Origin of the sequence: Mycobacterium sp. M26 (assembly GCF_001494595.1) — a bacterium.
Classification (GTDB): Bacteria; Actinomycetota; Actinomycetes; order Mycobacteriales; family Mycobacteriaceae; genus Mycobacterium.
Window position 1 is genome coordinate 1,019,358 of the sequence record NZ_LN929908.1, and the last position, 13,650, is coordinate 1,033,007.

10 protein-coding genes are annotated in these 13,650 nt (G+C 63.6%); 6 read left to right on the forward strand and 4 right to left on the reverse strand.

Going from position 1 to position 13,650, the window contains the following annotated elements; all coding sequences use genetic code 11:
* Positions 1 to 638 precede the first annotated feature (638 nt).
* Both BN3385_RS14325 and BN3385_RS14330 read right to left on the reverse strand, forming a co-directional pair.
* Complete coding sequence (locus tag BN3385_RS14325; RefSeq protein ID WP_156432757.1) at positions 639 to 2,030, reverse strand: condensation domain-containing protein; 1,392 nt, start codon at positions 2,028 to 2,030, stop codon at positions 639 to 641.
* Between the two features lie 288 nt (positions 2,031 to 2,318).
* The gene (locus BN3385_RS14330; RefSeq protein ID WP_156432758.1) at positions 2,319 to 3,728 is read right to left on the reverse strand and encodes a hypothetical protein; all 1,410 of its coding nucleotides are present in this window, start codon (positions 3,726 to 3,728) and stop codon (positions 2,319 to 2,321) included.
* 281 nt (positions 3,729 to 4,009) lie between these two features.
* Here BN3385_RS14330 and BN3385_RS14340 point away from each other — a divergent pair, with 281 nt between their 5' ends.
* The 3 genes from BN3385_RS14340 to BN3385_RS14350 all read left to right on the forward strand — a co-directional run bounded on the left by BN3385_RS14340 (position 4,010) and on the right by BN3385_RS14350 (position 7,224).
* Positions 4,010 to 5,275 carry a glycosyltransferase gene (locus BN3385_RS14340; RefSeq protein ID WP_059017449.1) on the forward strand — a complete coding sequence of 422 codons (1,266 nt, stop codon included), beginning with the start codon at positions 4,010 to 4,012 and terminating at the stop codon, positions 5,273 to 5,275.
* A gap of 92 nt (positions 5,276 to 5,367) precedes the next feature.
* Positions 5,368 to 6,180, forward strand: a complete 813-nt coding sequence (locus BN3385_RS14345) for a TylF/MycF family methyltransferase (RefSeq protein ID WP_082690471.1) — start codon at positions 5,368 to 5,370, stop codon at positions 6,178 to 6,180.
* Between the two features lie 39 nt (positions 6,181 to 6,219).
* Positions 6,220 to 7,224: a Gfo/Idh/MocA family protein gene (locus BN3385_RS14350; protein ID WP_059017451.1), complete on the forward strand. Its 1,005-nt coding sequence runs from the start codon at positions 6,220 to 6,222 to the stop codon at positions 7,222 to 7,224.
* On the opposite strand, the gene BN3385_RS14355 is transcribed toward BN3385_RS14350, so the two are convergent.
* Complete coding sequence (locus BN3385_RS14355; RefSeq protein WP_197415215.1) at positions 7,207 to 8,019, reverse strand: alpha/beta fold hydrolase; 813 nt, start codon at positions 8,017 to 8,019, stop codon at positions 7,207 to 7,209. The two genes, BN3385_RS14350 and BN3385_RS14355, sit on opposite strands and share 18 nt — an antisense overlap.
* Before the next feature lie 77 nt (positions 8,020 to 8,096).
* On the opposite strand from BN3385_RS14355, the gene BN3385_RS14360 reads away from it, so the two are divergent.
* Together BN3385_RS14360 and BN3385_RS14365 are read left to right on the forward strand one after the other, a co-directional pair.
* Entirely contained in the window at positions 8,097 to 9,095 is a 999-nt protein-coding gene (locus BN3385_RS14360; protein ID WP_059017454.1) for a Gfo/Idh/MocA family protein, read from the forward strand.
* Positions 9,096 to 9,208: 113 nt separating this feature from the next.
* Complete coding sequence (locus BN3385_RS14365; protein ID WP_059017456.1) at positions 9,209 to 10,207, forward strand: Gfo/Idh/MocA family protein; 999 nt, start codon at positions 9,209 to 9,211, stop codon at positions 10,205 to 10,207.
* A 38-nt stretch (positions 10,208 to 10,245) separates the two neighbouring features.
* Here the strand turns inward: BN3385_RS14365 and BN3385_RS14370 are convergent, their stop codons facing one another.
* Positions 10,246 to 11,895, reverse strand: coding sequence for a GMC oxidoreductase (locus BN3385_RS14370; RefSeq protein WP_059017458.1), 1,650 nt, complete (start codon positions 11,893 to 11,895; stop codon positions 10,246 to 10,248).
* 336 nt (positions 11,896 to 12,231) lie between these two features.
* Here BN3385_RS14370 and BN3385_RS14375 point away from each other — a divergent pair, with 336 nt between their 5' ends.
* Positions 12,232 to 13,641: a PE-PPE domain-containing protein gene (locus BN3385_RS14375; protein ID WP_231748735.1), complete on the forward strand. Its 1,410-nt coding sequence runs from the start codon at positions 12,232 to 12,234 to the stop codon at positions 13,639 to 13,641.
* Positions 13,642 to 13,650: the final 9 nt, after the last annotated feature.

Consider the following 13,650-nt stretch of genomic DNA (forward strand, 5'->3'; position numbering starts at 1 on the left):
GTCGACTGTCCCGGGGTGCCGGACCCGATGATTGACGACTCCGCCGACCAAATTTACGCGTGGAGCTAGGCAATTTGCTGGCATCCTCAGGGTTGGATGAGGTGAGGCCGGACTGGGGTGGCTCCACGTCAGGCAGGTCGCCCTCGACCACCGCATCCACCGTTTCCACCTTTCCACCGGTTCCGGTCGTCACCGCGACGCCAGCCGGGTCCCACGTGCGACAACTGCCTGTGACGCGACGCCCACGCTACACATCCCGTGGTACGCGTCACAGTGGAGGTCTCACACAGGTCACCGCCGACCAGCAGTGCTGAGCAGAACCCGACCCAATCGTTACGAGAGTTAACCATGCCGATGCCGCCCTGTGAACTGTTTCACAGGCTAACCAGTGGTACGAACGGCAGTCTCGGCGCTGCCCAGGAATGTGCCCGTCTGCTCGCACCCGTTGCCCCCGCTGGTGCCGAGTCTGGTTTTGCTACCTGTCGCGATCTTCGGCGAGTTCGTGACCAAGGCGGTGCGCCACACCGGTGGTCGTTGTCTCGGCGGGGTGGCCGTGCTGATGTGAAGTAACGCACGCCTGGTGAAGGAACTCCACACTGATGACGGTCCAGCGTTGCCGGGGCGTAGTCGACCGTGCCTCAGTCGAGGAGTCCAGTGAGCCCGAAATCGCTCAGCGCTTGCTCGACGATGGCGTGCAATTCGGCTTTTGTGGTAACTGATCCCGGGTGATAGCCGCGGACATGCAGGCCGACCTTGTTCATCTCCACCGAGGTGCCGAAGTACAGGTTCAGTTGGCTGCCGATCCGGTTGAGCCAACGTCGCGTCATGTGCTGGCTTGTCCCGCGTGCAAACGCCGAATCGCTCGGCTGGCCGTCGGCACGGATTACCGCGGGGCCGGTGTCGCCGAGGTTCGAGCACACTGCCGGTTGTTCGGGATCGTTGAGGGCGTAGTCGATCAGCTTCCTCCACGCAGACTTCGGGGTGAAGGGTGTAAGTGCGACGAATTCCGTCGACTCGTCCTCCATCTCTTTCAGCGCCTTCAACCCGGCTTTTACGGCGGCACGCGCGCCGCTGAGGTCTGTGGTCAAGTTCGTAGGGGGAACGCTGAGGCGGGCAAAGGACACCGCGACGGCCCGCACATCACCTGGGGTGCGGTCGTTGACCAGCAGCAGCATCTTGATGTCGTCGGTATCGCCGTGCTGGCGCCCCATGAGCTCATCGATCCTCGCCGTCAGAGCTACGGCGAGCGTACTACCGCTTCCCCCGAGCGCTTCCGCGCGGGCATTCCACGCGTCCATGTCCATGCGAATCCAGATGCAGGGCACGGTGACGCGCTCGTCTCCGCTGACGGTGACCGGCGCTTCGGCTGCCAACGACCTTTCTGGCCTTGCCTTGTCTGATTGGCGACGCCGTGCCTCCTTCGTCGCTGCTACCAGGGCGCGCACAGCTGATGGGAGGGCACGCGCGGCGTCGGCGGCATCCTCGACCAGCGCGCGTAGTGGCGGACGTGCCCCTGGGGGCGGATACCCCTGACCAGTGGTGTCACCCATGCTTGCCAGCGCCACCCCGACGACGGCGCCGATCCCGTCCACCACATAGTGCGAGATCACCAGGGTGGCGGCCGCAGTGCCGTCGGTGAATGAGACAACGGACAAGCGCCATCCTGGACCGTTCTCGGGATCGATAGGGAGTTGGGACCGTTCTTCAAGCCAGTCGGCCAGCTCGCTGCGAGCTCGCGGTGCTGCGGCGATATCGAGTGTGGTCGGTTGCTTGTCCCAGACCCAGCGGTAGCGGCCGAACGGAAGGGGTGACCGCTCGATGCGCCGACCCAGCAAACCGAAGGCAAGATCGTGGTGGAATCGCTTGAGGCCCACCAAGTCGATGGGGCGTTCATAGATCCAGGCGACCTGCATGACCTCGTTTTGGCCAGCTGCGCGATGGCCCGCGTAAAAGGCCTGGTCCATGATGTCTAGCCGGTTATCCACGGGCACATCACCGTTGGAGGCGGTATCGGCGTGCGATGAACGCACGCGACGTATCCCCACTGCCACTGATCAGCCTCCGATGAGACAGGGTTCGTCCGTGCCGCCGGGTGGACACGCGCTCGCACCAGCCGGCGCGGCGTCGCAGCGGAACGGTCTGGGCCCGGGCGGGCTAGAACCGATTCACCACGAGAGAGTAGCCGAACTCCATCCGCGATTCGGGCGAGACTGGCTGCACTCAGGTGTCTTGTCGGCAGCGTTGTCGGTGTGCTCCCGCCGCTGCCAAGCACGCGGGCCCGGTACTCGGCCAGACACAACCGGCGCGCTTCCAGTCGCTCAATCAATCTGGCCAAGCAGGCCGAACTCCGCCAAGGTTCGTTCGACATGCCCGCGCAACTCGGATCTGTTCGTCGCCGTGTTGGGTTGATAGCCGCTGATGTAGATACCCACTCTGTCGATCTCGACTGAGGTGCCGTAAAAGAGATGAAGCTGGCTGCCGATCCGCTCGAGCCATCGCGCTGAGAGGTGCTGGCTCGCTCCGCGGGCGAAGACGTCGTCGCATAGCGTCCCGTCGGGACGTATTGCTGCAGAGCCAGTGTCTCCGAGGTTGGAACAGACTGCCGGGTGTTCCGGATCGCTGAGCGCCGACTCAATCATCAGCCGCCACGCTCGCTTCGGCGTGAACGGCGCCAAGGCAGCGAGTTGCGCTGAATGATCCGGCGTCCCCCTATGAGCTGTGACCGCGTATTTGATCGAGTTGCGGGCTTGACGGAGGTCCTCCGTGACGCCTGATGGGTTGATATAGGCCCGTACAAACGACACCGCGATCGCGCGCACGTCGTTTTCGGTGCGGTCGTTCACCACCAATAGCACCGGCACGCCGACGGCGTCGCTATGGCAGCGGCCCATGTGCATATCGAGCCTTGCAGTGAATGCGGCCGCAAGAGTGCTGGCCGTTCCGCCGAGAGCCTCTGCGCGTGCGACCCATTCTCCGAGATTAAGTCGGATCCAAACACTGGGCATAGTGACGGAGACGTCCGCTTCGCTGCCCAACTCCGCGATGGGCCGGGCTGCTTTGGCCCGGGCGGCGTCCTCCACTCGACTTCGCGCTCCTTTTACCGCGAGCGTCATGGCTCGGATTATTGCCAGGCCGTCACGCAAGGATGCGGTGGTGTCTTCGGCCAAAGCCCGCAACCGATTTCGCGATCGCTGTGGTGGGTAGCCGAGGTCGCGGGGCAGTCCGAGGATGGCCTCTGTGACGGCAATGGCACCGCCGATACCGTCGATTACGTAGTGGGATAGCACCAGGCTGATCGCAGTGCCGCCGTTGGTTAGTGGGAGTACGCTCAGGCGCCAGCCAGGTCCCAACTCCGGATCGACCGGTACCTGCGTGCACTCGTCGAACCAGTCGACGAGCTCAGCGCGTGTGCGTGCACGGGTGGCAATCTCGATCTGCGCCGGTTGGGGATCGGTAACCCAGCGGTGCCGACCGAACGGTAGCGGTGAGCGCTCGATGAGCCGGCCCAACAACCCGTAGCCCAAGTTGTCGTGGAAGCGTTTCAGTTCGTCGGGGTCAACGGCACGGTCATAGAGCCATCCGACCTGCATGACCTCGCGTTGACCGGCTGCGCGATGTCCCTCGAAGAAGGCTTGGTCCAGCAGCGCGAGTCGATTGTCAGGTGTCTTGGCGTCTGGGGATTCGTGACGTCTTGGGGATACGCGGGCATGGCGTATCCGTTCTGTCACTGAATAGCCTCCCCGAAAAGGGTTCGCCCGTGCCGACCGGAGGCTCACAGGATCATGTGCGTCGCCACGGGATTGAACCAGTTAATCGCTCAGCGTAATCGAATGCGACGCCAGCCCGAGGAACTATGGACTTTGAAGCCGAGCTGGCCGAGACTTCGTGATTTCGGTTCGACATGCAAAGCGCCGGGCTAGGCTCCGGTGCGGCTGAGCGGCGGGGTTCGGTGCGACCTGCCGCCGAGTGGGCTCGTCTGAAGTCAACAGTCAGGAGCTACGAACACGCGATGGAAGCTGTGCTTGCCTTTTATGGAACCCGAGGTGACGTCGAGCCGGGTATTGCGCTCGGTCGTGAGCTGATGCGCCGGGGTCATCAGGTGACGATGGCGGTGCCACCCGATCTCATCGCGTCAGCGGAGTCCGTCGGCCTCACTGCGGTGCCCTACGGCCCGGACACCCAGGCTTGGTTGGAGGACACCCGGGACTTCTGGGCCTACTTCTTCCGCAACTTCTGGCGGGTGCGCGAGGTGAAGAAGCACTTCCAGGAATCGCGAGAACCCGGCGCCCGGGCGTGGGCCGAGATGAGCACGATGCTCGCGGCGCTGACTAAGGACTCCGACGTGATCATCACCGGGGTCAGCTACGAGGAACTCGCGGTGAATGTCGCTGAGTATCACGACATCCCGTTGGCCACGTTGCTGTGGTTCCCGATCCGGGTCAACGGGCATCTCGTGCCGAAACTGCCCGCGCCAGTGACGCGCGCGGCGATGAAAGCCTACGAGTGGCTGGTGTGGCTGGGGCTGAAGAAGGTCGAGGACGCCCAACGGCGGGAGTTGGGCCTGGTGCCCATCCGGGGGCCGGTGTCGCGCCGGATCGCCGAGCGCCGTGCGTTGGAGATTCAGGCCTACGACGACGTCTGCTTCCCCGGGTTGGCCGAGGAATGGGCGGGTTGGGGCGAGCAGCGGCCGTTCGTGGGCACCCTCACCCTGGAGCTGGCGACCGCTGCCGATCAGGACGTCGCATCGTGGATCGCTGCCGGGACCCCGCCGATCTGCTTCGGCTTCGGCAGCATCCCCGTGGAGTCACCGGCGGAGATGGTCGCCATGATCGCGTCGGTCTGCGACCAGCTCGGCGAGCGCGCGCTGCTGTGTGCGGGCTGGAGCGATTTCAGCAATGTCCCGCAGTTCGACCACGTCAAGGTAGTCGGTGCGGTGAATTACGCGACGATCTTCCCGGCCTGCCGCGCCGTTGTGCATCACGGCGGTGCCGGGACGACGGCCGCCAGCCTGCGGGCCGGCGTTCCCACGCTGATCCTGTGGATGGCCGACGTCCAGGTGATCTGGGGCGAGGCGATCAAGCGGCTCAAGGTCGGCACGGCTCGGCGCTTCTCGACCGCCAACGAGAAGACGATGTTGGCCGATCTGCGCACGATCCTGGCACCGGACTACGCCGTGCGTGCTCGGGCGATCGCCTCGCGGATGAACACGCCATCGGACAGTGTCATGGCGGCCGCCGACCGCGTCGAGAAGTTCGCCGCCGGCAGAGTTGGCTAACAACAGCGTCAAATCTTCGAAAACTCTTAAACAGGTGTCCAGTCGGCTCTACACTCAGCGCCGACACGCTGGCATGTGAGACAGGAACCGTCTTGACCATCACCCAACCCGATGTTCGCTCTCTGTACCTTGACCTGCTCCGACGTAATCTGACCAGGTACGGAATGGCCGAGCGGATTCCTTCGGAGTGGCCGCTGCGGCGACGTCTGCTGCTCAAGACCGTCAACAACATCCTGCCCCGGCTGTCGGGCTCTGACGCCCGTGGCCGTAACCAGCGTGAGCTGGGTCTGGACTGGCCGGCCGAGGCCGAGACCATGATCGGGATGAAGCGCCTGACGAATCTGCAGGAAGCCGTCGAAACCGTCATCAAGGAAGAGATCCCCGGCGATCTCATCGAGTGCGGGGTCTGGCGCGGGGGTGCCTGCATCCTCATGCGTGCGGTGCTAGCCGCCTACGGGGACCACACCCGTTCGGTCTGGCTGGCCGACTCGTTCCAGGGCGTGCCTAAGTCGGATACCGAGAACTACAAGGCGGACAAGGGCATCCGTGCGGAGTTCGCCGCCGGAATTCTTGGTGTCTCCGAAGCTGAGGTCCGGGCCAACTTCGAGCGCTACGGACTGCTCGACGATCAGGTGCGCTTCCTGCCCGGCTGGTTCAAGGACACGTTGGCTGATGCGCCGATCGAGACCATCTCGGTGCTGCGCCTCGACGGCGATCTCTACGAATCCACCATCCAGGGCCTGGATGCGCTCTACCCGCGGCTGTCGCCGGGCGGGTTCTGCATCGTGGACGACTACCTGGCAGTGAAGGCGTGCGAGCAGGCGGTAACCGACTACCGGACCAAGCACGGGATCACCGCCGAGATCGTCAACATCGACGGCACCGGCGTCTACTGGCGCAAGTAGCCGACGGCTCGAGAGGCGGGATCGGCAACTAGCGATCACATGGCTGAGGATGGTGCGCCGGTCCGGATCGGCATCCTGGGTGCGGCGCATATCGCGCCCGCGGTGGTGATCAAACCCGCCAAGGGCCGTTCTGACGTCGTGGTCGCCGCTGTGGCGGCCCGCGATGTCTCACGAGCGCGGGAGTTCGCGACCAAGCACGGCATCGCACGCGTCCACGACACCTACGAGGATCTGCTCGACGATCCCGACGTGGATGCCGTCTACAACCCGTTGCCGAATGCACTGCACGGCAAGTGGATTCGAGCCGCACTGGCCGCGGGCAAGCATGTGTTGTGCGAGAAGCCGCTGACCGCCAACGCCGAGGAGGCACGCGAGATCGCCGAGCTGACCAGCGCATCGGGCCGGGTGGTGATGGAGGGGCTGTACTACCGTTATCTCCCCTTCGCGGTGCGAGTCCATGCGATCATCGACTCGGGCGAGTTGGGCACCTTGCAGCGGATCGAGGCGGCCAATTGCTTTTGGCTGCCGAAGTTCTCCAATGTGCGTTACGACTACTCCATGGGTGGTGGATCCCTGATGGATCTGGGGATCTACATCGTCGACCTGGTCCGCACCTTCGGTGGATCAACGCCGGAAGTCGTCTCCGCCGAGGCTCAATTGCGTAGTCCCGAAGTGGACCGTGCCATGACAGCCGAGTTGCGGTTCTCCGACGGGCTCACCGGCCGTCTGCGCTCGTCGTTGTGGTCAAAGGACCTGCCGCACTTCAGCGCCAGGATCGTCGGCGATCGCGGGGAGTTGCGGCTGCATCCGCTGGCGCCGTTTCAGCACTTCACGGTTCGAACGAGCGAGGGTAAGCGGGTGGAGCGTTTCAGGCTGCGCGGCCTCTACGGCGATCAGCTCGCCGCCTTCGTCGCCGCGGTGTCGGGCGGCGAACCCGTCAAGACGACGCCGGCCGCGGCAGTCGAGAACATGACCGTGATCGACGCGATCTATCGGGCAGCTGGCCTGTCGGCGAGAAAGCCTGCGTCAACCCAGATCCCTTGACCTAGAGAGCGATCCGGGAGAGGGTATCCGGATCTCGCTAGGCAAGGGAGTCTGAGACAGCCAGCTGTCGACGGTGCGGGCGAACAGCTCTGGATGACGGTGGGGCCAGTCGTGGCGCACACCGGTCGCGACCATGTCGACGCCATTGGGCATTGACGCTGCGAGGAGCGTCGCCCAGCGTCGCACCAGAATGTTCTCTTCGCTGCCACTGAGAAACAGGCTCGCGCTGTGGGATTCACCCAAGCGTGCAGGAAGGGTGAAGCCCGCTGAGGCTTCGACGATGTGGGCCAACTCTGCTCCCGCGTTCAGTCGTGCGTCCTCGAGATAACCCTGACCCATTGGTAGAGGTACGTCGTGGCGGTGCCAGTGTCGGTTGATGACCAACCAGCGAAACCACGCCGTTCTGGCGAGGATTCCGACTACTCGCCGCGTCACCGAGACTCCCGGCAGCATATTGATGAACGTTCCGGACAGCACCGCCCTGTCGACGAGGTCAGGTTGGGTGGCCAGCAGTTGGACGGCAACCTGAGCTCCGAGTGAGAAACCGACGATATGCGCCCGGCCCTCCCCGGCCCGGGACCGGATCAGCGCGGCAATGGCCATGGCGGCGTTTGCCATGTCGAACGGGCCGTGCTCGAAACTCTTGCCGTACTGGGGCAGATCGGGAACCAGGCAGCGGTAGTGCTGCAGTCGTGCGACCACCGGGTCCCACGACCAGCCGCTCATGATCCCGCCGTGGAGAAAGACGATTGCGGGCGCCTCGACCGGACCGGATTCACGTACGAACAGGTCCACAAGGTCGATCGTATCCGCGCTACGGCAGAGCACGTCGAGGAAGAGCGCGGCTAACCTTCCGGTGTTATTCTGCGACGATGGGGGAGGGTCAGGCCTCTTTACAGATCGGCATCCTGGGTGCTGCCCGGATTGCGCCCGCCGCTTTGGTGAAGCCGGCATCGGAATCAAATGAAGTCGTGGTGGCAGCAGTTGCTGCGCGCGATGAGTCCCGCGCGCGGGAATTCGCTGCAAAGCACGGGATTGCCCGGGTCCATGGTAGTTACGAGGCTTTGATCCGAGACCCAGATGTGAGTGCCATCTACAACCCGTTGCCCAACGGGTTGCATGGCCGATGGACTAAAGCTGCAATCGCCGCCGGAAAGCACGTCCTGTGCGAGAAGCCGCTGACGGCTAATGCGGATGAGGCCCGAGAGATTACCGAGCTGACTGCGACGTCAAACCTTGTAGTGATGGAGGCTTTTCACTACCGGTATCACCCGCTCGCCAATCGCGTCGAGCAGATCATCGCTTCAGGAGAGTTGGGTACCCTTCAGCGGGTCGAAGCGGCTTTCTGCTTTCCGCTGCCCAGGTTCTCAGACATTCGCTATGACTACCCCCTGGCCGGAGGCGCACTCATGGACGCTGGCTGCTACGCGGTCGACATGGTGCGCACATTCGGTGGTTCGACTCCGCAGGTCGTTTCCGCGCAAGCGAAACTGCGCGGTCCCGACGTCGACCGGGCAATGACGGCGAATCTGCGTTTTGCTGACGGGCATATCGGCCGCATCCATTGCTCCATGTGGTCAAAGGATCTGCTGCGTATCACCGCCACGGTGGTAGGAGATCGTGGCGAGTTGCGAGTCATCAACCCGTTGGTTCCGCACGTGTTCCATCGATTGACGGTCCAAACTGGTGCAGGCAAGCGGGTTGAGCGTTTCGGGTCGCGCCCTACGTACTCCTACCAACTTGACGCATTCGCTGCGGCGGTCCTGCGGGGCGAGCCGGTGAAGACGACACCTGCCGAAGCGCTCGAGAACATGAGCGTGATTGACGAGATCTATCGTGCGTCGGGACTGCCGGTTCGCAAACCGACCTGAGGTTCGCCCGATCAGGGTCCGTCGATCGGCCGTAAAACTGCAGGCAGAGGCGTAGTTTCTCGGCTGAGACACGTTCATGTGTTCTCCGGGTCCCACCTGGTAGCGTCTCGGCGGTGCCTGACTGTCCGAGCCCTGTCCGAATCGGCGTACTTGGCGCTTCCAGCTATGCGCCGACGACCATCATCAACCCCGCCAAGGGAAGCAATGAGGTCGTGGTCGCTGCCGTGGGAGCCCGGGACACGGCCAGCGCGCAGGCATTCGCCGCCAAGCACGGTATCGCCAGGGCGCACGGCAGTTACGACGAGTTGATCGCGGACCCTGAGATCGATGCTGTCTATCTCCTGGTGCCGACCAGCATGCACGGCAAGTGGATGCGGGCTGCACTTGCCGCCGGCAAGAACGTGCTCTGTGAGAAGCCGTTCACCGCCAACTCTGCCGAAGCGCGTGAGATCGCCGAACTTGCTGCGGCATCGGACCTCGTAGTGATGGAGGCTGTCCAGGGCCGCTACCACCCGTTGACATTGCGCGTCGAGGAGATCATCGCCTCGGGTGAGCTGGGCAAGCTGAAGTCCGTCGAGGTTGCTCTTTGCGTGCTGCTGCCCAAGTTCTCTGGCAACTGTTACAACTACGATCTCGCCGGTGGCGCGATGATGGATGCGGGCAGTTACGTAGTCAACATGCTCCGAACGTTCGGCGGATCGACACCGGAAGTCGTTGGTGCCCAGGCGAAACTGCGTGACCCTCGGGTAGATAGGGCAATGACAGCACAGCTGCGCTACCCCGAAGGGCATACGGGTCGGTTGCGAGTTTCGCTATGGTCGACGGATTTGTTCCGGGCGACCGCCAAGGTGGTTGGCGAGGAGGGTGAACTGCGATGGCTGAGCCCGGCAGCGCCCCACCTCTTCCCGCGGCTCACCATCCGAACAGCCGAAGGCAAACGGGTGGAGCATTTTCCGCGCCGCGCCACCTACGACTATCAGCTGGATGCCTTCGCCGCGGCGGTGTTGCGGGGCGAGCCCGTTCGGACGACGCCGGAAGGTGCGGTGCAAACCATGACCGTCATCGACGCGATCTACCGGGCGGCTGGGCTGCCGCTTCGTCAACCGAGCTGACCCTCGATAGTCGTTCTATCGCAACAACGTCGATGCAGCTAGCCAGCGAACTGTTCGTTGTCGATGTGCTCGGCTACCCGCAACGCATTGGCGGCAACAGTGAGGCTGGGGTTTAGTCCGGTGCTGGATGGGAAGAACGATGCGTCCGCGACGTAGAGATTGCGGACTTCGTGCGCGCGGTTATGCGCATTGAGCACACTGGTTTTGGGATCCGACCCGAAGCGGACTGTCCCGCAGACGTGGCCAAGGGTCGTGTTGCTCTCGCCAGTCCGTAACGTGAGCTTGCGATAGGGCTTTAGTACTTCGTTCAGCTGCTGCAAGAAGATTCGGCGGCGGCCGGCTTCGTTCGGGTGTACACGGTACTGTAGCCGTAGCCGCTGGCGACCGTCCGATCTGGGCCTATTCGACGGAAGAACACGGTTGTCGAGATATGGCAGATCTTCCATTATCGCTGCAAGTACGAGACCGCCAGAGAAGAAGCGCTCGTAGATCGGTCGCGCTGCCGGGCTGGCCAAGCGCAGTGCTCGGGGCAGGAGGCCGGGGTTATTCGTCAGCATCTCCATCGGCGCCAGTGAGGCCATCGAGCCAGCTGACTGCACGGTTCCGAACTTCTGGCCCTGCCAAAAGTAGAAGTCGTTGAGCCCGATCTCCTTGTTCTCGGCAGTGATCCGCGACCCCGACTCCGGCCAGACCTCGATCCAGTCGAGGAGGTGACGCATCAGGTTACGGCCCACATAGTCAGATCCGTTGGCCAGTCCGTTCGGCCAATCACCGGATGTGGACTTCAGCAGAAGCACGGGAGTTGCCAGCGCACCGGCGGCCAACACCACGACTTTGGCCCGCAGTGCCAGTGTTCCGGTGGCGTGCGCGCAGATCACCTTCTGCACATGAGTTCGGTCGGCTTCCAGGTGCAAAACTCGGCACTCTGCCAGCAGCTGCGCCCCGTGCTCGGCGATAGCCGGTTGGACGCCGTTTCGCCCCCCGTCGTTCTTGCATGCTTTGTCGCAGAGAAACGCCTGGCACGTCCCGCACCCGTCGGTGTAGTCACAGGCCATCGGCAGGTGATAGGGGTGAAGGCCACGACCCGTCAGATAGTCGACAAGCGGCTGGTTGTCAGGCGAAAAGGGCGGCGCCGCTGGCAGTCCGGACTGGTCCGTCTCAGGCCGCAGCGGATCGGGTTGACCTCGCACGCCCATCAGCTTCTCGGCTCGGACGTACCAGGGTCGCAGCTCGTCATAGGAGATCGGCCACGCCTCCGGCACAGTGGATGGTCCGGGATTGGCGAAGTGCTGGCGTGGTGTGAAGTCCTCGGCAAAGAATCGCTCGCAGACCATGCCGTAGAGCGCCGAGGAGCCGCCGGTGCCGCTGCCGATGAACGGGACGAATCGCTTTGAGAAGCGGCCGCTGATGTCCTCGATCTCGTCGGTCGACCGCCCGCCTCGGGTCAGTGCGTCGAAGTAGGCCTCCTGGGACCGGTAGGCCTTTGGTTCGGCCAGTTCGGGCATCGCCGCGCGGATCGTGTCGTGTGTTCCGGGCAAGGTGGAGCGGCCCTTCTCGACGAACAGGACCTTGCGCCCGGCGCGCGCCAACGAATAGCCCAGAGTTCCGCCGCCCATGCCGGTGCCGACGACAATCACATCCCACGCAACGCGCTCTGCCTCGTGGGCGTCCACTTCGCCGTCAGGCACTATCGAGCTCCTCAGCGTGATGGCCCGGAGCATGCGCTGGTCTGGGCTGGTCGGGATCGTAGCATTCGTTGCTAGCGGCTAGGCCGCGGCGTGAAACCTGAATTACAGACGCCGCCGTTCGGCGTCGTTAGCAGCTCGCTGTGAAGACGGTGAACCTCCTATTTGCTGGAAAAGACGGGTGTTATCGTCGAGCGGTTAGATGCGTGTCCAGGCAAGCGGGGAATCTGGATTTCAAGCTTGCGGTCGAATGCCTGTGGAGTTGATTTTGCTGAGCACGGCAGCCTTTGGGGCCTCGGTCACCGCATGGGCATAACGGGACCGCGGCAACCCCTGGTGGTGGCCTCAGCGCTGCTGGGTGCCGTCGTGCTGGGCGCGGGTTCCATGGGCTCTGCGGTTGTGACACCTATGGCGTGGGGCACCACGTCTGCACTCATCATGGGTGGCACCGGGCATTCGCTGGCCACACCTCCAGACACCGTGTCGTACGTCGAGCAGTTCATCAGTGCGACCGTTGACAATTACATCGCACCGTCGTCGACGGTCAGTCCCTCGACCGGAATTCCTCAGGGCCCGTACAACGGTGTCGCGGTGATCACCCCTGAGGAGGCTTCGCCCACGTACGGCTCGCTGACGGTCGATGAGTCGGTTGCGCTGGGTTTGGCGGCCCTGCACAGTTGCCTCACGTCGACGGTGTGTGACTACAACCAGGACGTCGGGTCGGCGGCACCCTCGCCATCGGACTCGCTGGTGGTGTTCGGATATTCGCAAAGTGCCGTCATCGCCATGCTCGAGAAAGCCCAGCTTGCGGCCGAGTATGCAGCAGGTGAGGGACCCGCCGTGTCGTTCGTGGTCGTGGGTGACACCAAACGGCCGAATGGCGGCCTGTACGCGCGCGACCCTAACGGGATGTTCGTTCCCGCGGTTCTCGGTGGCGGATCGACATTTGGTGGGGCGGCGCCGACCGACACCCAGTACTCAACGGTGGACGTTGCGCTCCAGTACGACGGCTTGGCGGATTTCCCCGTCAACCCGCTGAACCTGCTAGCGGTCGTCAATGCGTACGTGGGTATGTCGTTGATCCACTCCACCTACGGCGAGCACAGTCTGACGGAACAAGGAATCGTCGATCAAGGCCAGTATGGAGACACTCACTACTACCTGATCCCGACACCCGTCCTCCCGCTGCTCATGCCACTGCAACAGGTGCCACTGGTGGGTTCGGTGCTGGCCGACATGTTGGATGCGCCGCTGCGGGTGCTGGTAGAGGCGGGTTACGACCGTACGACCAGTCCCGGCCAACCGACGCCGTTCAATCTGCTGTACTTCCCCAACCCACTGAAGACAACCCTGGATTTTCTGGTTGCGATCCCCACCGGCCTTGACAACGGCTTCGAGGACGTGTTCGGAGTCCGACCGTTCGGTACACAGCGTCCGGGACCCTACGGCGTAGGTGGGCCGGACAGTGACTGCGACTCCGCCGACACAGCTGCGACGAGCCCGACCGCGACGTCCACAACGGTGACCTCCCGCGGCAATCCGGCTGCAGCGGGCAGGACCGGGCGAAGTGCAACGACACCCAAGGGTGATGTGGCAGAGCCTGATTCGATAACCATATCCAAGGTGGTTCCGCCATCTCGGCTGAGTAACCGACGAACCCGGAGTGGGTCTTCTTCGGCCTCCTCTAGCGCATCGAACGCGTCTGACTCCGGCGGATCGGGCAGCTCGACAGGGCGCAGTGCCCGCTAGCCGGAAGGT

Bases quoted from the DNA above. Each gene is read 5' to 3' on its own strand.
- BN3385_RS14340 (WP_059017449.1), top strand. From the start codon at position 4,010: ATGGAAGCTGTGCTTGCCTTTTATGGAACCCGAGGTGACGTCGAGCCG.
- BN3385_RS14350 (WP_059017451.1), top strand. From the start codon at position 6,220: ATGGCTGAGGATGGTGCGCCGGTCCGGATCGGCATCCTGGGTGCGGCG.
- BN3385_RS14360 (WP_059017454.1), top strand. From the start codon at position 8,097: ATGGGGGAGGGTCAGGCCTCTTTACAGATCGGCATCCTGGGTGCTGCC.